Genomic DNA, 18,228 nt, shown 5'->3' on the forward strand with positions numbered 1-18,228 from the left:
GCCGCCGCGTCCGCGAGGCGCTCGCCGGCGCCCTCGGCCTCGCGCAGCTCGCCGCCGGCAGCGGCGCCGGCGCGGCGCCGCCCGCGCGGCTGCCGTCCCGGCGGACGGCAGGGCGCCGCTTCGGCACCCTGCGCGTCCCGCTCGACGAGGCTCGCGAGATCGCCCGGCGGCACGGCACCCGCGTCTCGGACGTGGTGATGTGCGCGGTCGCGGGCGCGCTGCGGCGGACCGTCCGGTTCCCGGCGGGGGAGGCGCCGCGCAAGTGCCGCGTCGCGGTGCCGCTGATGATGCGGGCGCCCGGCCAGGGCATGGAGGGCAACCACACCACCGCCGTCATGGTCGACCTGCCGATCGGCCCGATGCCGGAGCGCGAGCGGCTCGCCGAGATCGCCCGGCGCAGCCGGGTGCTGCGCTCCGGCACCCGCGCGCTCGCCGCGTGGTTCGTGATGCGGCAGGTCGGGCGGCTGATGCCGGCGCCGCTGCACGCGCGGTTCGCGCGGGCCGTCTACGGCGGCCGGTTCCTGCAGGGGATCGTGTCGAGCCTGCCGGCCAGCCGCGAGCGGCTGCTGCTGACGGGCGTCCCGGTGACCGGCGTGTACCCGGTCGTCCCGCTCGCCCCCGGCGCGCCGCTCGCCGTCGCCGCGCTCGGCGTCGACCGCGAGCTGTGCTTCGGCATCTGCGCCGACACCGGGCTGGTGGACGACGCCGGCGCCCTCGCCGCCGCCGTCCGCGAGGTCGTCCGCGAGCTGCGGGACACGTGATCAGGCGCCGCCGGTCACACGCTCCGCACGCTGATCACACGCTTCGCACCGCGCGGAGCGACTCCTTCAGCGAGCCCATCGTCGCGAACACGGCGGTGGGCTCGTAGCCGCAGTGCGCCATGCAGTTGGCGCAGCGGTCGTCGCGCCCGCGGCCGTAGGCGTCCCAGTCGGTCTCCTCGAGCAGCTCCTTATAGGACGCGGCGTAGCCGTCGTCCATCAGGTAGCAGGGACGCTGCCAGCCCTTCAGCGAGTACGACGGAATCGCCCACGCCGTGCACGGGAAGTCGACCCTGCCCTCGAGGAAGTCCAGGAACAGCGGCGAGTGGTTGAACCGCCAGCGCTTGCGGTTGCCGCCCGCGAACGCCTTCTGGAACAGCGCCCGCGTCTCCTGCACGCCGAGGAAGTGGTCCTGGTCGGGCGCCTTCTCGTAGGCGTACGCCGGCGAGATCATCATCTGGTCGACGCGCAGGTCGTCGTTGAGGTAGTCGAGGACGTCGATGACGGTCTGCGGGGTGTCGGTGTTGAACACGGTGGTGTTCGTGGTCACCCGGAACCCGCGCTCCCGGCACATCCGGATCGCCGCGACCGCCTCGTCGAACACGCCCTCCTTGCACACCGACGCGTCGTGCCGCTCGCGCAGCCCGTCGATGTGCACCGCCCACGCGAAGTACCGGGACGGCGCGAAGTCGTCGATCTTCCTCGGGATCAGTGCGGCGTTCGTGCACAGGAACACGTACCGCTTCATCCGGATCAGTTCGCGGACCAGCTCGCCGATCTGCGGGTGCATCAGCGGTTCGCCGCCCGCGATCGACACCATCGGCGCACCGCACTCGCGGATCGCCGCGACGGCCTGCTCGACCGGCATGCGCTGCTTGAGCACGTCCGCCGGATGCTGGATCTTGCCGCAGCCCGCGCACGCCAGGTTGCAGGCGAACAGCGGCTCCAGCTCGACGATGAGCGGGAACTTCTTCCGCCCCGCCAGCTTGTTGCGCAGGACGTACCCGCCGACGCGCAGGCTCTGGCGCAGTGGCATGGCCATTTAGGAACCGATCTCCTTCACGTAGCGGCCCAGCGCCGACAGCGGGAACACCAGGCGGTACAGGTGGTAGTTGATGTAGAAGTCGCCGGGGAACCCGGTCCCGGTGAAGTGCTCCTCGTCCCACGTGCCGTCGGGGCGCTGGCGCTCGACGAGCCACCGCACGCCCCGCTCGACGGCCCGGCCGCGCTCCCCGGCCGCGAGCAGCGCCAGCAGCGCCCACGCCGTCTGCGACGCGGTCGACACGCCGTGCCCGACCCATTCCGGGTCGCGGTAGGAGCGCAGGTCCTCGCCCCAGCCGCCGTCCTCGCGCTGGTAACGCTCCAGCCAGCGGACGGCCCGCCGGATCACCGGCTTCTCCGGCCGGACGCCCGCCGCGACGAGCGCGGGCACGACGCTCCCGGTGCCGTAGACGTGGTTGGCGCCCCACCGGCCGAACCAGGACCCGTCGTCCTCCTGCGCCCTCAGCAGCCACACCACGGCCCGCTTCACCAGCGTCGAGTCGGCCATGCCGCGCAGGCTGAGCGCCTCCACGACGTGCGCGGTGACGTCGGCGGACGGCGGGTCGATGACCTCGCCGAAGTCGCAGAACGGCAACCGCCGGCACAGCGCGCGGGTGTTGTCGGCGTCGAACGCGCCGAACCCGCCGTCCCGCGACACCATCCCGGCCATCCACCGCACGCCGCGCTCGATCGCCGGCTCGGCCTCCGGACGGCCGACGCGGCCGAGCGCGAGGACGGCCTCGGCGGTGTCGTCGGTGTCGGGGTAGTAGTCGTTGTCGAACTCGAACGCCCAGCCGCCCGGCGGCAGGTCGGGGCGGCGCACCGACCAGTCGCCCGGCCCCCGCACCTCCTCGCCGAGCACCCACTCGGTGGCCGCCTCCAGCGCCGGATGGTCCGCCGGGACGCCCGCGTCGACCAGCGCGTTCATCGCCAGCACGGTGTCCCAGACGGGGGACTGGCAGGCCTCCAGCCGGCGGCCCTTCGCGTCCCGGATGGTGAAGCGCTCCAGCCCCTCCAGGCCGCGCCGCACCACCGGGTGGTCCAGCCCGTGGCCGAGCAGGTGCAGCGCGAGCAGCGAGTACACCCACGGCGGCTGGATGCCGCCCCACGACCCGTCCGGCTCCTGCCGCGCGATGATCCACTCGCCGGCGCGGCGCAGCGCCGCCTTGCGCAGGCCGGGCAGCGGCCGCCGCTCGTAGACGCGCAGCGCCCGGTCGAGCGCGCCGAACGCCTCGTCCCAGCCGGGCAGGCCCCACCTCCCGCGCCGCCCGCGCCGTACCGGGCGCCCCGACCGCAGCTCCTCCAGCGCGAACGGCAGCGGCCGGACGGGCCGCTTCGCCGCGACGACCGTCAGCGGGACGATCGTCTGCCGCGCCCAGCACGCGAAGTCGTAGACGTTCAGCGGGAACCAGCGCGGCAGGAACACCATCTCCGGCGGCACGACCGGCAGCTCGTCCCACGGCCAGTGCCCGAACATCGCCAGCCAGAAGCGGGTGAAGACGCGGGTGGCGGGGATGCCGCCCTCGCCCCGGATGAACGCGGCGGCGCGGCGCATGTGCGGGGCGTCCGGCTCGTCGCCGGCCAGCCGCAGCGCCACGTACGCCTCGACGGTCGTGGACAGGTCCGGCGGCCCGTCGTGGAAGTTGGCCCAGGTGCCGTCGGGCGCCTGCTGCGAGCGGATCCAGCGGGCCGCCTCGCGGGTGTCGTCGGCGGTGCGGATGCCGAGGAACTCGCGCAGCAGCAGGTCCTCGGCGTCCATGGTCACGTTGGTCTGCAGCTCGCCCTTCCACCAGCCCTCGGGCGCCTGGAGGCCGAGGAGGTGGTCGCGGGCGGCCGCCATCGCCTCGGCGGGCGTGCGGGCCGCCCCGGCGGACGCGGCGGTCGCGGTGGGTTCGGTCGCGGTGGTCTCGGTTGGTTCGGTCGCGGTCATCAGTGGTCCCGGCGGGTGACGAAGGCGGCGATGCGGAGGAACTCGGCGCGGACGGGCTCGGGCAGCGGGGCGGACGCCAGGTGCGCGGCGGCGCTCGCGATCCGCTCGTCGGCCGCCGCCTCGGCCCAGGCCCGGCCCCCCGCCGCCTCGACGAGCGCGGCGGCCTCCGCCAGATCCTCCTCGTCGGGGTCCTCGGGATCCTCGGGGTCCGGCGGCCGGGCGTACAGCTCGGCGAGCCGCGCCCCCTCCGGCGTGCCGGAGTTCAGCGCGGCCACCACCGGCAGCGACATCTTCCGCGACCGCAGGTCCGACAGCGCCGGCTTGCCGGTCGTGGCGGGGTCGCCCCAGATGCCGAGCAGGTCGTCGACCAGCTGGAACGCAAGGCCGAGGTCGGCGCCGAACGCCTCCAGCGCGGCGGCCAGCGGCTCCGGCGCGCCGTCCAGCACCGCCCCGATCGCGCAGGAGCAGGCGAGCAGCGCGGCGGTCTTGTCCGCCGCCATCGCCGTGCACTCCTCCAGCCCGACCTGGCGGCGCGTCTCGAACTCCAGGTCGAGGGACTGGCCCGCGATGAGCCGCCGCGTCGCGACGGTCAGCGCCCGCGCCGCCCGCGCCGACCCCTGCCCGGGCGCCTCAAGCAGCACCTCCAGGGCGAGCGCGAGCAGCGCGTCGCCCGCGAGGATCGCGGCGGGCTCCCCGAACACCGTCCACGCCGCCGGGCGGTGCCGGCGGGTCCGGTCGCCGTCCATGATGTCGTCGTGCAGCAGCGAGAACGCGTGCGTCAGCTCCACCGCGACCGCACCCGGCAGCGCGCTCTCCGGCGGCGCCCCCGCCGCCCGCGCCGACAGCAGCGCCAGCGCGGGGCGCAGCGCCTTCCCGGCGGGCGCCGCGAGCGGGCGGCCCTCCTCGTCGGCCCAGCCGAGATGGTAGGCCGCGACCCGGTAGGTGCGCGGATCGAGCCGGCCGACCGCGGCGCGCAGCGCCCCGTCGACCAGCCCGCGAACATCGGTCATCGAGACCGGAACGGCCGTCATGGATCACACCTCTCGAAGCGGCGGTCAGCCGGAAGAGGCACGGCGGACGCGGCGGTCACCGGTCCCGCACCCCCTCCAGGTGGCGGCGGACCAGGCGGGCGGCGGTCAGGCCGCTGCGCACCGCGCCCTCCATCGTGTCGGGCCAGCCCGTGTCGGTCCACGCGCCGGCCAGGAACAGGCCGCGGGCCCGGGTCGCGGCCCCCGGGCGCGGCGACCGGCTGCCCGGCCGCTGCCGGAACGTCGCCCGCCGCTCCCGCGTCACGAACAGCTCGCGGACGCGCGCGCGCCGCGCCGCCGGCAGCAGCCGCGCCAGCTCCGGCACGAACTCCGCGCGCAGCGCGGCGGTGGGCCGGTCGATCCAGCGGTCCGCGGCCGACAGCGAGATCGCCAGGTACTGGCCGTCGCGCAGCCCCGCCACCCCCGACCGGTCGAAGATCCACTGGACGGGGGAGCCGACCGCCGCGGCGAACGGCTCGTCCAGCACCGGCCGGTCGTACACCACGTGCACGTTGACGATCGGGCTCGCGTCCAGCTCGTGCCAGCGCAGCGGCTGCGGCAGCGCCTCGGCGGGCAGCAGCCGCGCCGCCGCCTCGTGCGGGACGGCCAGCACCACCGCGTCCGCCGCGATCGGCACGCCGTCCACGACCACCTTCGGGTCGGTGGTGACCGCCTCGACCTTCGCCTTCAGCCGGACGGTGCCGCCCATCTCCGCGATCCGGCGCAGCGCCGGGCCGCCGTGCAGCTCGCCCAGCGGGACGGTCGGGACGCCGATGTCGGCGGCGTCCGGCCGCCCGAACAGCGCCCGCCGGCACACCATCGCCGACAGGCCGAGCGCCGCGTCGCCCACCTCCGCGTTCAGCGCCGCGGTGATGAACAGCCCCCACAGCGCCTCCCGCGCCCACGGCCGCTGCCCGCGCTCGGCCAGCCACGCGCCCGCCGAGACCAGGTCCAGCGCCGGGTCGTCGGGGTCGAGGCGCTGCAGCCCCGCCGCAGCGCGCACCGCCCGCAGCCGGTCGGCGACCGGCAGGTGCGAGTACCGCGCCAGCGACGGCAGCAGATGCAGCGGGCTCGGCAGCGGCGAGCTGCGCAGCCGCGCCGGCCGCGCGCCCGGCCGCAGCACCGCGACGTCGAACCGGTCCTGCATCCGCACCAGGTGCTCGGCGCGCAGCCGCCGCAGCAGCCCCTGGTAGGCGGTGCAGCAGCGCAGGAACACGTGCTGGCCGTTGTCGACGTTCAGCTCGTCGCGGCGGAACGAGTGCGTCGCGCCGCCGAGCCACGGCCGGGCCTCCACCAGCGTGACCGGAACACCCGACTCCTGCAGGGCGATCGCGGTGCTGATGCCGGCCAGCCCGCCGCCGACGACGACGACGCTCACCGCTCCACCCCCGTCAGCGCGCGCGCCGCGACCACGGCCTTCTGCCACGTCGGCAGCGAAACCCGCGAGCTCAGCGCCGCCGCCGGGTTCTCCGCGATGCTCTCCAGCAGCCGCCGGTAGATCCCCGCCATCGCCGCCGTGCACGCGGCGCTGCGCCGGTCCAGCAGCGGCAGCAGCCGCAGCCCCTCGGCGTACCACGCGCGCGCCCGCTCGGCCTGGAAGCCGACCAGCTTGTGCAGCCGCCACGGCGGGTCGATGAACACGCCCGACTCGTCCAGCTCCAGCGTGCAGCCGAACTGCTCCAGGTCCTCGGCGGGCAGGTACACCCGCCCCGCCATCCGGTCCTCCCGGACGTCCCGCAGGATGTTGGTGAGCTGCAGCGCGACGCCCAGCGAGTCCGCGAGCCCCTCCGCGCGCTGCCGGCCGTCCGACCCGAACACCCCGAGCGACAGCCGCCCCACCGACCCCGCGACCTGCTGGCAGTAGCGCAGCAGGTCGTCGAACGTCTCGTAGCGGGCGCCCCGCACGTCGCTCTCGCAGCCGTCGATCAGCTCGTCGAACGCGACGAGCGGGATCGGGAACCGGGCCGCCGCGTCCGCCAGCGCCGTCAGCACCGGATGGCCCTCCAGCGCCCGCACGTCGGTGCGCCTGCGCAGCACCTCCTGGACGGTCAGCAGCCGCTGCCGCGACCGGTCCAGCAGGTCCAGCCGCACGCACGCCGGCTCCGGGCCGTCCCCGATGTCGTCGACGCCGCGCGCGAACGCGTAGATCGCGCTCATCGCGCGGCGCCTCGGCGGCGGCATCAGCCGGATCCCGTAGGAGAAGTTGCGGGCCTCCTCGCGCACCACCCGCTCGCAGTGCCGATACGCCCCCGCGACCTCGTCGGTCCGCTCCCACGTCCCTGAAACCGTCATCGCTCAGCCCCTTCCCAGTGCGCGCGCCCACCCGGCCAGGACTGCGGCCCGGCGGGGACGCGGCGGATGCGCGAGCACGTCGTAGCGGGCGCCGGCCAGCGCCGCCAGCGCCGCCCGCCCGCCCGCCACGTAGCCGCCCACGGCGACCCGGGCCCATCCGGACAGTCCCCTCATCAGCGGCGCGGCGCCGCGGTCCAGCAGGTCGCGGGCGCGCCCGGCCTCCAGGGCCAGCACCCCGCGCAGCCGCGTCGGCGTCGTCCGGCGCGCCAGGTCGGCGTCCTCGCAGCCGAACCTGCGCAGGTCCTCGGCCGGCAGGTAGACGCGCCCGGCGCGGTGGTCCTCCGCGACGTCCTGGCAGTGCTCGATGATCTGCAGCGCCGTGCAGACCCGGTCCGACGCCCCCTCCAGCCCGGCGTTCTGAGCGCCGAACACGTGCAGCACGACGCGGCCGACCGGATCGGCCGACAGCGCGCAGTACTCCACCAGCTGCTCGAACGTCTCGTAGCGGTGGACGACCTGGTCCTGCCGGTTCGCCTCGACCAGCCGCCGGAACGGCTCGGCCGGGATCCCGTGCGCGTGCACCGTGCCCGCCAGCCGGCGCAGCTGCGGCAGCTTCGGCGTCCCGCCCTTGTAGACCAGGTCCAGGTCGTCGTCGACCAGTGCCAGCAGGTCCGCGCGCTGCGCGGGCGGCGCCTCGTCCCCGATGTCGTCGACGAGCCGCGCGAAGCCGTACACGGCGCGCAGGTCGGCCTGGTGCCGGGCGGGCAGCAGCCGGGCGGCGACCGGAAAGTTCTCCCGGGCCGCCAGCGCGTCCAGCATGCGGTCGTGGTCGAACGCGCTCCAGGGTGAATCGGTGATCACCTTTGTGGGATTCGCCGGTCCCGGCACTAAAGAAACTCTGGCCAAGGTATGGACTTATTGAAGCGCCGCGCGTCCCGGGCTGAACCGTTCCAGAGTCCCTGGCGTCTGGGCCATTGAACTGCCCATCATTCGCGTGCAGGCCGTTGAGAGAGGAAGTCCGGACATGCGGGGGACCGGCACGCGTTGGGGGACGATGGTGGGGCTCACGGGGGTGAGCATGGTCCTGGCCGCCGGCTGCGGGAACGCAGCCCTGCTCCGAGCCGGCGGTGTTCTATCGCGAATACAGCTGCTATGAGGAAAAAGGGCGAGCTGTTCCCGAATGCGGCGGGACAGATGACCTATGCCGAGTTCGGCACGCCGGCCCGGGCGACCGCCTACGGAAACCAGGCGAAGACGAACATCTCGGCCGTCGCGGTGCTGGTCTCGGACAACACCGCCGTCACCGTGAACATCGGCTATCTCGGCGTCAACAAACTGACGCTGCTGAAGCAGGTCCAGGAGGGCTGCGGCGGCTGCGGCACCATCATCACCGGCCCGCCCGCCTCCGACCCCGTCCCGGCCACATCGACAAGTCCTGACCAGCGGCGGGACTCGTCCCGGTGCCGCCGGAACGGCCGCGCTGTCGTATCAGAGCCGCAGGCCCCGGCTCGTCAGAGCCTCAGGCCCTCGAACAGGGTGCTCAGCTGGCGGTCGTACAGGGCGGAAAGGTCCTCGGCGCCGCCGCCGTCCACCCAGTGCCGCATCACCGTCATCGACACCGCGATGATCGCCGCCGCCGCGCACCGCACGTCCAGCTCGGCGGCGTCCCGGCCGGTCCGGCCCGCGATCGCCGCCGCCACCGCGTCCTGGTTGCGCAGCTGCTCGTCCATCGCCCGGGCCCGGATGCCGGGGTCGGTGAAGGACAGCCGGATCCGGGTGAACAGCTCCTCGCGATCGGCCTCCAGGACGAGGCCCAGCGAGTCGGTCATCGAATGCCGGAGCGACAGCAGGACCGGCTCGTCCGCCGGGCGCGCGGCGAGCGCGTCGACGAGCGCCGAGTCGTACTCGTCCGACAGGATCACGTCCTCCTTCGCCGGGAAGTAGCGGAAGAACGTGCTGGCGGAGACCTCGGCCGCCGCGGCGATCTGGTCGACGGTCGTCGCCTCGTAGCCCTGCTCGGCGAACAGCCGATACGCGGCGCGGCGGATCGCCAGCCGCGTCTTCGCCTTCTTGCGCTCGCGCAGCCCGCACGGCTTGCCGGCCGGGGTCTCCCTGGTGCTCATGCCGGCAATTCTCCCGCGCGCGCTGCCTCCTGCGGGGCGGCGGCCGGCGGGGCCTGCGCGCCGCGCGCCCGGCCCGGCAGGAAGACGACCCCGAGGACGGCGGCGAGCAGGGCGGTGCCCGCGCAGACCAGCAGCGTCAGGTTCATCCCGTGGACGAACGCGCCGTGCGCCGACGCCGCCAGCGCCTCGTCGTGCAGACGCGCGGCCACCGCGTCCGCGCCGGTGACCGAGCCGCGCGCCGCGTGCGCCGCCGGGGCCGGGAGCCCCGCCACCGACAGCCGCGCCAGGTACCCCGCGTTCAGGACGCTGCCGAGCGCCGCGACGCCGAGCACCCCGCCGAGCTGCTGGATCGTCTCCAGCAGGCTCGTCCCCGTACCTGCCCCGTCCTCCGGAAGCGCCCCGATCACCATGCTCGTCGCCGGGACGACCGCCAGCCCGAACCCGAGGCCCGCCATCGACAGCCATCCTGCGGCCATGGCGTAGCCGTCGCCGGGGTTCGTGGCGGCGCCGAGCAGCGTGGCGACGGCGAGGAGCAGCAGCCCGGCGGGGATCACGACGCGGGCGCCGAGCCGCGGGACGAGCGACTCGGCCAGCGTCGCCGCCGCCATCAGCCCGGCGATCAGCGGCAGCAGCCGCAGCCCGCTGCCGAACGCATCGTTGCCCAGCACGGCCTGCAGGTACTGCGGGACGACGAACAGCAGCCCCATCACCGCGAAGTTGACGAAGACGGCGATGACGGCGCCCCACCGGAACGTCCCGTCCGCGAACAGGCCGATGTCGACCAGCGGCGCCGCCGCCCGCCGCTGCCGCCGCACGAACAGGGCCAGCAGCACCGCGCCGGCGGCGAGCGGGACGAGCACGGACGCGCTGCCCCAGCCGTGCTCAGGGACCTGGATGGTTCCGTAGACGAGGCCGATGATGCCGAGGGTGCCGAGCAGCGTGCCGGCATAGTCGAACGGCGCGCCGTCCCGGACGCGCGGGCCGTCCGCCGGGAGCAGCCGCAGGCACGCGGCCGCCGCGAGCACCGTCACGGGGACGTTGAACAAGAACACCGAGCCCCACCAGAAGTGGTCGAGCAGCCAGCCGCCGACGAGCGGGCCGACCGGCATCCCGACCGCCGTCGCCGCCGTCCACACGCCGACGGCGCGCGGCAGCTCGTCCTTGCCGAACACCTTCGGCAGGATCGCCATCGACAGCGGCGTGATCATCGCCGCGCCGAGGCCGAGGACCGCGCGCGCCGCGATCACCTGCCCGGCCGTCCCGGCGAGCGCGCCCGCCGCGGACGCCAGCCCGAACAGCGCGATCCCGCTCACCAGCAGCCGCCGGTGGCCGTACCGGTCGCCGAGCAGCCCCGCCGGGAGCATCCCCACCGACAGCGCCAGCAGGTAGCCGCCGCCGATCCACTGGAGCTGCGCGCTGGTCGCGCCCAGCTCGTCCGACAGCGTGGGCAGCGCGACGCTGATGATCGTCCCGTCCAGCCCCACGATCAGCACGCTCAGCGTGAGCGCCGCCAGCGCCCACCACCGGCGTCCGGTCTTCTCCACCATGGTTCCTCTCCAATCTGACGGTTCACTACCAAATGATAGTTGACTGTCAGATTTTGGATGTCAAGCGAGCGCTCCGACCGGTGGTGATCCGCGCGAGCCGGGTGCTCCGTGCCCGCGCTCGCCATGAGTCGCTCCGGGGGGATGAGTCGCTTCGGGTGGGATGAGCTGCTTCGTGATGGGGGTCTGCGCCGGCCGCATCGGGCGTTTTCGGAGCCTGGCCGTCCCGCCGTCCTCGGCCCTGAGGCGGTCGAGTTCCTCGGTGTCATGTCTGGGTGCGGAATGGCAGAGGAAAGCCCGGTGGTCTTGTCTATGAGATGGGCTGACGCTGCTCGCCATCCAGTATTCAGGGGTGAAGCCTTCGGTTTGTGTCCTATGAGTGCAGGTGCTTCAAGAAGGCGGGTTGCGACTGCTGGGCTGCAGTGCCCGCCGGCGCCCCGGTATCTCTCCGTCGAGAGCATTGCTTATGCGGCCGTGGCTGGCTATTTTCTCTCGGATCACTTTGGTTGCGGCCGGTGGGTGGCTGAGGTGCCTTCCGTAGGCTCGTGCGAGCGTTTCTGCTGGTCGCAGGTTGCTGTCACGTTGGTTGAAGTGGTGGGGGCGGGGTTTGGTGTTCGCGCTGTTGTCTGTGCGGGGCGCGGTTTGCGCAGCGCTTCGCGCTGCGCATTAAAAGCGGTCAGCTAGGGCTGCGCTGGCCCCGCGAAAGGGGGGGACAGTAATGTGTCCTGTCCGGATTGTCTGTCGATTGTTCTGGTGTTCTCCCTTATAATGTGGTGGAAAGTTGTGGTGGGGGGTGAATGGTCGTGGTGTTGCCCGGTTATATCGGCGAGGTCCGTGAATGGGAGGGGCGGAGCTGGTTTCCGCCGGGGCCGCAATTGGCCGTCTGCCTGTCGGGCGGTAAGGAGTCGCTGGCCGATCTGACCGACGGTGAACTGCTGGAGGTCGCTGCCGCGGCGCGGCGCCAGACGTCATGGGCGCAGGCGCGCGAGCTGGCCGCGATCGCCGAGCTGGCGGGACGGCGCGCCGCCGGTGGGGTCGAAGACGATCCACGAGTCCTGTCGGCGCATGAGTCGGTCACCGATGAAGTGGCGGCGGCGCTGACCGTCACGGGCAATGCCGCCGCCTCGCTCGTGCATCTGGCGGAACGGCTCGCGGACGACCTGCCCGGCACGCGCGAAGCGCTCGAAGCCGGGCGCATCGACCTCACCAAGGCCCGCGTCATTTGCGACGTCACCGAGAGCCTTCCCGCAGACGCCGCCGAACGCCTCGAAACCGCGGCTCTGGAGAAGGCGCCCGATCAGACGTCCGGGCAGTTGCGCCGTCGCATCAGCCGGATGGCACGTCGACTGGCCCCGGATGCAGTTGAAGAGCGCAAGCGCGAAGCGGTGCGCGGACGGCGGCTGGAGGTGTGGGACAACCCGTCCGGCACCGCGAACCTGGCTCTGTGCGATCTTCCCCCGGAAGAAGCCCACGCCGTCTACAACAAGATCACCGCGGCGGCGCGCGGCCTCAAGCATGAGGGGGACGGCCGGTCTCTCGACGTCCTTCGCGTTGAGCTGGCCACGCGGCTTCTCGGTGGCGCCGAGTTTCCCGAGGCCGTTCGCGCCCTGCTCGAGCAGGCTCCACATGTCGTTGAGGAGCCCCCGGCGCCGCAGCCGGGCGACGACGTCGCCATTCCCGCGTTGGCGGCCATGGCCGAACGGCGGCTTGCTCACGTGCGCGCCCGTGTGTCGTTGGACGTCCGGCCCGTCGCCGTCCGGCAGGCGGCGCAGCGGATTCACGACGAGCTTGCGGAACGGCGCGACACGGTCTGCCAGGGCGATGAAGAAACGCACGGACGTCCGGGTTACCGGCCCTCCGCTGCTCTGCGGCGGGAGGTCGAGGAGCGGCACGGGACGTGTGTCTATCCGAGTTGCAATCAGCCTTCGCGCAGGTGCGACCTCGACCACACGATCCCGTGGCGGCCCGGCCTCACCTGCCGCTGCAACCTCGCGCCGCTCTGCCGCAGGCATCACCGGCTCAAGCAGAGCCCCGGCTGGTCGCTCTTCCAGATCTGGCCCGGCCTGCTCATCTGGACGACCCCCGCCGGCGCCTGGTACATCGTCCGCCCCGATCGAACCTGACCGCTACCGCTTCTTCAACCCGTCCAGCAGAGAACGCAACGAATCCCGGCCGAGGCTGATGTGGCCACCGTGCGGGTCCTTGCTGTCGCGGACGCCGACCGTGTCGCCGAGGTCGGCCAGTTCTACGCAGTTGTCGCCCTGTGAGCTGCTGTAGCTGCTCTTGCGCCACGCCGGATGAGCACTCATGGCTTCCATACTTCGTCCGCAATCTCCCTGATCAGCGCTACCGATAGGTCAGTCGGAAGCGCATACGTCGCGATGTCCGCGAACCGTTCGTGCAGCCGTTCAACGTCGGAACGCCCGTCGAGAATCCTGCCGTGCGGCTCGGCTACAGAGTAGGCGATACGCGATTCTCCCGGCAGGGTGGCGATCACGAACGCTCCCGAATTTCCCGGGTGCGGCGCCCCATCTGGAATGACCTGAACCGACAAGCGTGGTGACACCGGATCGGCGAGACGGTGGAGTTGCTCGTGCATCACCGTGGACGCGCCCACGCGTGACCGCAGGACGCGTTCGGGAAGCAGATAGATCAGTCTCGGCGGCGATGGTTCTGCTCGCGTGAGGACTGCCTGGCGGTCCATCCGGGCTTCGATCGCCTGCTGGTCGCCGTACAAGAGCACGTCGGCATAGCCCGGTGTCTGCAGCAGGCCGTAGATCACGAGCGGTTCGTAGGAACGCAGCACCTCCGCCTGGCTCTCGTACTCCGGCCACCCCGCGAAGTACTCGGGAAACGCCGCTGATCGGCCGTCGAAGAGGCCGTCGTGGAGGTGGGTGAGCGCGTCGCGCGTGTCGAGGACGCGGTCGCACTGCTCGGCGAAGCCGCGGTCGCAGCCTGACTCGCCGCGCTCGATCTCCCCGATGGTGGAGGGGGCGTAGGGGATCTGCTCCGCGAGCTGGGCCAGTGACAGTCCCGCCATCGTCCGGTAGCGGCGCACCTCGGATCCGAAGAGGTCGAGCGGCCCTCGGGACGGCGTCAGGCGCTTGGGGGGTTGCGGCATGTCCACCTCCAGTGATGACCGGGCGATGACCGGTGATGTACGCGAAGTAGCGGTCATGTGCGTCACCTCGCGCTTCGCCTGCCCGAAGCATCGCCCTGCGGAGACGCTTCGGTCACAGGAATTCAGGGAGTCTTCCGAGGTGAACCGGTATGTCCGCTATGGCGCTCGCGCCCGAAAGTCCGCGCACGCTCGTCCTCGAACCCACGGTGCATGCGCCGCTGCTGGCGCGGCGGTTTCTCGCGGGGTGCTTCGCCGAGTGGGGGATCGAGGATGACCATCTCGGGCGCGTGGTGGTCTGTGAGCTGGTCACCAATGCCTGGCGGCATGGGGAGGGGCCGATCGTGGTCCGGCTGTATCTGGAGGAGGGGGACGGGCGGCCGGTGGTCGAGGTCTGGGACGCGGGGGCGGGGCGGCCGGTGGTGCGGCCGCCGGACGACGGGGCGGTGTGCGGGCGGGGGCTTGTGCTGGTCGCCGGGTTCGCGCGGGGGTGCTGGGGCGTCCGGCCGCTGAACGAGGGCGGGAAGGCGGTGTGGGCGAAGCTGCCGGGGGCGGAGTAGCTTGATGTCGAGATAAATTGGATGTATCTTGACATCAAGAAAAATCCTGCGGAAGTTAGGCCGACCCGGTTCCCGGCCAGGGGTGTGACTAGGGCAGGATCAAGGTAGACGAGCACACCCGCCTCGCCGCGCGCCGCGCCGCCCGACCCGCGCCGGCCGCGAGGGCGGGCGCACATTGAACACCACGATGAACGCCGCCGCGCGGTCTTGTCCCGGACCGGGCGCGCGGCGTGCGACGGAGGAGGAGTCCGTGTCCGCGAACAGCTTCGGCAGCCTGAGCAAGCTGCAGGTGGGCGGCAAGTCGTACGACATCTACCGGCTGGACGCCGTCGAGGGCTCGGCCCGTCTCCCGTACAGCCTGAAGGTGCTGCTGGAGAACCTGCTGCGCACCGAGGACGGCGCGAACGTCACCGCCGACCACATCCGCGCGCTCGCCCAGTGGGACGCCAAGGCGCAGCCCAGCAAGGAGATCCAGTTCACCCCGGCCCGGGTGATCATGCAGGACTTCACCGGCGTGCCGTGCGTGGTGGACCTGGCGACGATGCGCGAGGCCGTGCGGGACCTGGGCGGCGACCCGACGAAGATCAACCCGCTGGCGCCCGCCGAGATGGTCATCGACCACTCCGTCATCGTCGAGTACTTCGGCTCGCCGCAGGCGTTCGAGCGCAACGTGCAGGTCGAGTACGAGCGCAACAAGGAGCGCTACCAGTTCCTGCGCTGGGGGCAGACGGCCTTCGACGAGTTCAAGGTCGTCCCGCCGGGGACCGGCATCGTGCACCAGGTGAACATCGAGCACCTCGCGCGGGTGGTGTTCGACCGGAACGGCACCGCGTACCCGGACACGTGCGTCGGCACCGACTCGCACACGACGATGGAGAACGGCATCGGCGTGCTCGGCTGGGGCGTCGGCGGCATCGAGGCGGAGGCCGCGATGCTCGGCCAGCCGATCTCCATGCTGATCCCGCGCGTCGTCGGCTTCAAGCTGACCGGCGAGCTGCCCGCCGGCACGACGGCGACGGACCTGGTGCTGACGATCACCGAGATGCTGCGCGAGCACGGCGTCGTCGGCAAGTTCGTGGAGTTCTACGGCGAGGGCGTGCACGCGCTGCCGCTGGCCAACCGCGCCACGATCGGCAACATGAGCCCCGAGTTCGGCTCCACCTGCGCGATCTTCCCGATCGACGACGAGACGCTCAGCTACCTGCGGCTGACCGGCCGCGACGAGGAGCAGGTCGCGCTCGTCGAGGCCTACGCCAAGGAGCAGGGCCTGTGGCTCGACCCGTCGGTCGAGCCGGACTTCTCCGAGTACCTCGAGCTGGACCTCGGCACGGTCGTCCCGTCGCTGGCCGGCCCGAAGCGCCCGCAGGACCGCATCTCCCTGTCGGCCGCCAAGCAGACCTGGCGCCGCGACGTGCAGAACTACGTCAAGAGCGTGCTCGGCCCGGCGGACGAGGCGTCCGACGAGTCCTTCCCCGCCTCGGACTCCCCGGCCATAGAGCACGGCGGCGACGGGGACAAGCCGCGGCACGTGGACGCGAACGGCTCGGGCCGCCCGCACAACGTGGTGCCGGTGACGCTGGACGACGGCACGAGCTTCGAGCTCGACCACGGCCACGTCGCCGTCGCGGCCATCACCTCGTGCACCAACACCTCCAACCCGTACGTGATGATCGGCGCGGCGCTGCTGGCCAAGAACGCCGTCGAGAAGGGCCTCACCCGCAAGCCGTGGGTGAAGACCTCCCTCGCACCCGGCTCGCAGGTCGTCACCGACTACTACGAGCGCGCCGGCCTCACCCCGTACCTCGACAAGATCGGCTTCAACCTGGTCGGGTACGGCTGCACCACCTGCATCGGCAACACCGGCCCGCTGCAGCCGGAGATCTCCAAGGCCGTCAACGACAACGACCTCGCGGTCACCGCGGTGCTGTCCGGCAACCGCAACTTCGAGGGCCGCATCAGCCCCGACGTGAAGATGAACTACCTGGCGTCGCCGCCGCTGGTCATCGCCTACGCGCTGGCCGGGACGATGGACATCGACATCCTCAACGACCCGATCGCCGAGGGCACCGACGGCCCGGTGTACCTGCGCGACCTCTGGCCGTCCGCCGAGGAGGTCGCCGCGATCGTCGAGTCGTCGATCGGCAAGGAGATGTTCAGCAAGGACTACGCCGACGTCTTCAAGGGCGACGAGCGCTGGCGCGGCCTGGACATCCCGACCGGCGACCTGTTCGAGTGGGACGAGGCGTCCACCTACGTGCGCAAGGCGCCGTACTTCGACGGCATGGGCGCTGAGCCGGAGCCGGTCGCCGACATCCACGGCGCGCGGGTGCTCGCCAAGCTCGGCGACTCGGTCACCACCGACCACATCTCGCCCGCCGGGTCCATCAAGGTCGGCACGCCCGCCGCGCAGTACCTGCAGGACAACGGCGTCGCGGTGAAGGACTTCAACTCCTACGGCTCGCGCCGCGGCAACCACGAGGTGATGATCCGCGGGACGTTCGCCAACATCCGGCTGCGCAACCAGTTGCTGGACGACGTGGAGGGCGGCTACACCCGCGACTTCACCCAGGACGGCGCGCCGCAGGCGTTCATCTACGACGCCGCGCAGAACTACGCGGCGGCGGGCACGCCGCTGGTGGTGCTGGCGGGCAAGGAGTACGGCTCCGGGTCGTCCCGCGACTGGGCGGCCAAGGGCACCGCGCTGCTCGGCGTCCGCGCCGTCATCGCGCAGTCCTACGAGCGCATCCACCGCTCGAACCTGATCGGCCTCGGCGTCCTGCCGCTGCAGTTCAAGGAGGGCGACTCGGCCGAGTCCCTCGGCCTGACCGGCACCGAGACGTTCGACATCACCGGCGTGACGGCGCTCAACGAGGGCGGCGTCCCGAACGAGGTGACGGTGAAGGCGGACGGCAAGGAGTTCAAGGTCGACGTCCGCATCGACACCCCCGGTGAGGCGGACTACTACCGCAACGGCGGCATCCTGCAGTACGTCCTGCGGAACCTGATCCGCAAGTAACGGACCGCCGAGAAACGGGCCGTCTCCCTGCGAGGGGAGGCGGCCCGTTCCCGTTGGGCGGTCAGGTGTGTGCGCGGCCGGTCGGCAGGGTGAGGCCGCCGTTGCACTCGATGACCTGGCCGGTGACGAAGCCGTTGGCCGCGGCGAGCAGGACGGCCTGCGCGACGTCCTCGGGCCGCCCCACCCGGCCGACCGGCAGCGCGGCGGCGTGCGCGGCGAACATCGCGTCCCGCTGCTCGGCGGGCATCCCGTCCCACCAGGGCGTCTCGATGACGCCGGGGGAGACGGCGTTGACGCGCAGCGGCGCCAGCTCGGTCGCGAGCGGCCGCACCATCGCCTCCAGCGCGCCGTTGATCGCGGCGAGGCCGGCGGTGCCGGGCAGCGCGGCGCGGGCGGACGAGGCGGTGATGAAGGTGACCGAGCCGTCCGGCGCGAGCCGCGGCAGCGCCGCCTGGACGATCCGCAGGTGCGCCCAGAACTTCGCCTCGAAGCCGTGCCGCAGGTCGGCGAGGTCGAGGGTCGCGAACGGGCCGCCGCCCGCCGCGCCGCTCAGCGCGAGGATCAGGTGGTCGTAGCGGGCGTCCTCGGCGAAGAACGCGGTCACCTCGCCGGGCGCGGAGGCGTCGACGCGGCGGGCGGTGAGGCCGCCGGCGGCGGCCTTGGCGAGGCGCTCCTCGTCCCGGCCGGTGACCACGACGTCGGCGCCCCGGCCGGCGAACAGCGCGGCGGTGGCCGCGCCGATGCCGGAGGTGCCGCCGAAGACGAGGGTGCGCTTTCCGGTGAGCGACATGTCCGGCTCCCAAGTTGTCGAGACATTC

General features: G+C 72.6%; 15 protein-coding genes. 4 read left to right on the forward strand and 11 right to left on the reverse strand.

Going from position 1 to position 18,228, the window contains the following annotated elements; all coding sequences use genetic code 11:
* Window positions 1-761, forward strand: a 761-nt coding sequence (locus F8568_RS23635; protein ID WP_151595870.1) for a WS/DGAT domain-containing protein, incomplete at its 5' end; no start/stop codon positions are given.
* Between the two features lie 34 nt (window positions 762-795).
* Here F8568_RS23635 and hpnH read toward each other — a convergent pair.
* The 8 genes from hpnH to F8568_RS23670 form a co-directional block, all read right to left on the reverse strand.
* Entirely contained in the window at window positions 796-1,800 is a 1,005-nt protein-coding gene (hpnH, locus tag F8568_RS23640) for an adenosyl-hopene transferase HpnH (RefSeq protein WP_151595871.1), read from the reverse strand.
* Window positions 1,801-3,729 (reverse strand): squalene--hopene cyclase, encoded by a 1,929-nt coding sequence (shc, locus tag F8568_RS23645; RefSeq protein WP_151595872.1) that lies wholly within the window; start codon window positions 3,727-3,729, stop codon window positions 1,801-1,803.
* Window positions 3,729-4,760 carry a polyprenyl synthetase family protein gene (locus tag F8568_RS23650; protein WP_151595873.1) on the reverse strand — a complete coding sequence of 344 codons (1,032 nt, stop codon included), beginning with the start codon at window positions 4,758-4,760 and terminating at the stop codon, window positions 3,729-3,731. The genes shc and F8568_RS23650 overlap by 1 nt, the downstream gene beginning before the upstream one ends.
* A 55-nt stretch (window positions 4,761-4,815) precedes the next feature.
* On the reverse strand, window positions 4,816-6,135 hold the full coding sequence (hpnE, locus tag F8568_RS23655) for a hydroxysqualene dehydroxylase HpnE (RefSeq protein WP_328600991.1): 1,320 nt from the start codon (window positions 6,133-6,135) through the stop codon (window positions 4,816-4,818).
* Complete coding sequence (gene hpnD, locus F8568_RS46970; RefSeq protein ID WP_202125266.1) at window positions 6,132-7,049, reverse strand: presqualene diphosphate synthase HpnD; 918 nt, start codon at window positions 7,047-7,049, stop codon at window positions 6,132-6,134. Before hpnD ends, hpnE begins: the two co-directional genes overlap by 4 nt.
* Window positions 7,050-7,052: 3 nt before the next feature.
* Window positions 7,053-7,910 (reverse strand): squalene synthase HpnC, encoded by an 858-nt coding sequence (hpnC, locus tag F8568_RS46975; RefSeq protein WP_328600992.1) that lies wholly within the window; start codon window positions 7,908-7,910, stop codon window positions 7,053-7,055.
* A gap of 650 nt (window positions 7,911-8,560) precedes the next feature.
* On the reverse strand, window positions 8,561-9,172 hold the full coding sequence (locus F8568_RS23665) for an acyl-CoA-like ligand-binding transcription factor (RefSeq protein WP_151595875.1): 612 nt from the start codon (window positions 9,170-9,172) through the stop codon (window positions 8,561-8,563).
* The gene (locus F8568_RS23670) at window positions 9,169-10,719 is read right to left on the reverse strand and encodes an MFS transporter (RefSeq protein WP_151595876.1); all 1,551 of its coding nucleotides are present in this window, start codon (window positions 10,717-10,719) and stop codon (window positions 9,169-9,171) included. The genes F8568_RS23665 and F8568_RS23670 overlap by 4 nt, the downstream gene beginning before the upstream one ends.
* A gap of 794 nt (window positions 10,720-11,513) precedes the next feature.
* Between F8568_RS23670 and F8568_RS23675 the strand changes: the two genes are divergently transcribed.
* On the forward strand, window positions 11,514-12,839 hold the full coding sequence (locus tag F8568_RS23675; protein ID WP_151595877.1) for an HNH endonuclease signature motif containing protein: 1,326 nt from the start codon (window positions 11,514-11,516) through the stop codon (window positions 12,837-12,839).
* Between the two features lie 3 nt (window positions 12,840-12,842).
* On the opposite strand, the gene F8568_RS23680 is transcribed toward F8568_RS23675, so the two are convergent.
* Window positions 12,843-13,025 (reverse strand): DUF397 domain-containing protein, encoded by a 183-nt coding sequence (locus tag F8568_RS23680; protein WP_151595878.1) that lies wholly within the window; start codon window positions 13,023-13,025, stop codon window positions 12,843-12,845.
* On the reverse strand, window positions 13,022-13,894 hold the full coding sequence (locus F8568_RS23685; RefSeq protein ID WP_151595879.1) for a helix-turn-helix domain-containing protein: 873 nt from the start codon (window positions 13,892-13,894) through the stop codon (window positions 13,022-13,024). Before F8568_RS23685 ends, F8568_RS23680 begins: the two co-directional genes overlap by 4 nt.
* A 92-nt stretch (window positions 13,895-13,986) precedes the next feature.
* On the opposite strand from F8568_RS23685, the gene F8568_RS23690 reads away from it, so the two are divergent.
* Together F8568_RS23690 and F8568_RS23695 are read left to right on the forward strand one after the other, a co-directional pair.
* Window positions 13,987-14,394 carry an ATP-binding protein gene (locus tag F8568_RS23690; RefSeq protein WP_151595880.1) on the forward strand — a complete coding sequence of 136 codons (408 nt, stop codon included), beginning with the start codon at window positions 13,987-13,989 and terminating at the stop codon, window positions 14,392-14,394.
* Between the two features lie 250 nt (window positions 14,395-14,644).
* Window positions 14,645-17,410, forward strand: a complete 2,766-nt coding sequence (locus F8568_RS23695) for an aconitate hydratase (RefSeq protein WP_151595881.1) — start codon at window positions 14,645-14,647, stop codon at window positions 17,408-17,410.
* A 61-nt stretch (window positions 17,411-17,471) separates the two neighbouring features.
* Here the strand turns inward: F8568_RS23695 and F8568_RS23700 are convergent, their stop codons facing one another.
* The gene (locus F8568_RS23700; protein WP_151595882.1) at window positions 17,472-18,200 is read right to left on the reverse strand and encodes an SDR family oxidoreductase; all 729 of its coding nucleotides are present in this window, start codon (window positions 18,198-18,200) and stop codon (window positions 17,472-17,474) included.
* Between the last annotated feature and the right edge of the window lie 28 nt (window positions 18,201-18,228).

The sequence above is a fragment of the Actinomadura physcomitrii genome (assembly GCF_008923205.2).
GTDB lineage: Bacteria > Actinomycetota > Actinomycetes > Streptosporangiales > Streptosporangiaceae > Spirillospora > Spirillospora physcomitrii.

Coding starts and splice junctions, on each gene's coding strand:
- F8568_RS23670 (WP_151595876.1), bottom strand. CDS start 10,719: ATGGTGGAGAAGACCGGACGCCGGTGGTGGGCGCTGGCGGCGCTCACG.
- F8568_RS23675 (WP_151595877.1), top strand. CDS start 11,514: ATGGTCGTGGTGTTGCCCGGTTATATCGGCGAGGTCCGTGAATGGGAG.
- F8568_RS23685 (WP_151595879.1), bottom strand. CDS start 13,894: ATGACCGCTACTTCGCGTACATCACCGGTCATCGCCCGGTCATCACTG.
- F8568_RS23650 (WP_151595873.1), bottom strand. CDS start 4,760: ATGACGGCCGTTCCGGTCTCGATGACCGATGTTCGCGGGCTGGTCGAC.
- hpnD (WP_202125266.1), bottom strand. CDS start 7,049: ATGACGGTTTCAGGGACGTGGGAGCGGACCGACGAGGTCGCGGGGGCG.
- F8568_RS23690 (WP_151595880.1), top strand. CDS start 13,987: ATGTCCGCTATGGCGCTCGCGCCCGAAAGTCCGCGCACGCTCGTCCTC.
- F8568_RS23665 (WP_151595875.1), bottom strand. CDS start 9,172: ATGAGCACCAGGGAGACCCCGGCCGGCAAGCCGTGCGGGCTGCGCGAG.
- shc (WP_151595872.1), bottom strand. CDS start 3,729: ATGACCGCGACCGAACCAACCGAGACCACCGCGACCGAACCCACCGCG.
- hpnH (WP_151595871.1), bottom strand. CDS start 1,800: ATGGCCATGCCACTGCGCCAGAGCCTGCGCGTCGGCGGGTACGTCCTG.
- F8568_RS23680 (WP_151595878.1), bottom strand. CDS start 13,025: ATGAGTGCTCATCCGGCGTGGCGCAAGAGCAGCTACAGCAGCTCACAG.
- F8568_RS23700 (WP_151595882.1), bottom strand. CDS start 18,200: ATGTCGCTCACCGGAAAGCGCACCCTCGTCTTCGGCGGCACCTCCGGC.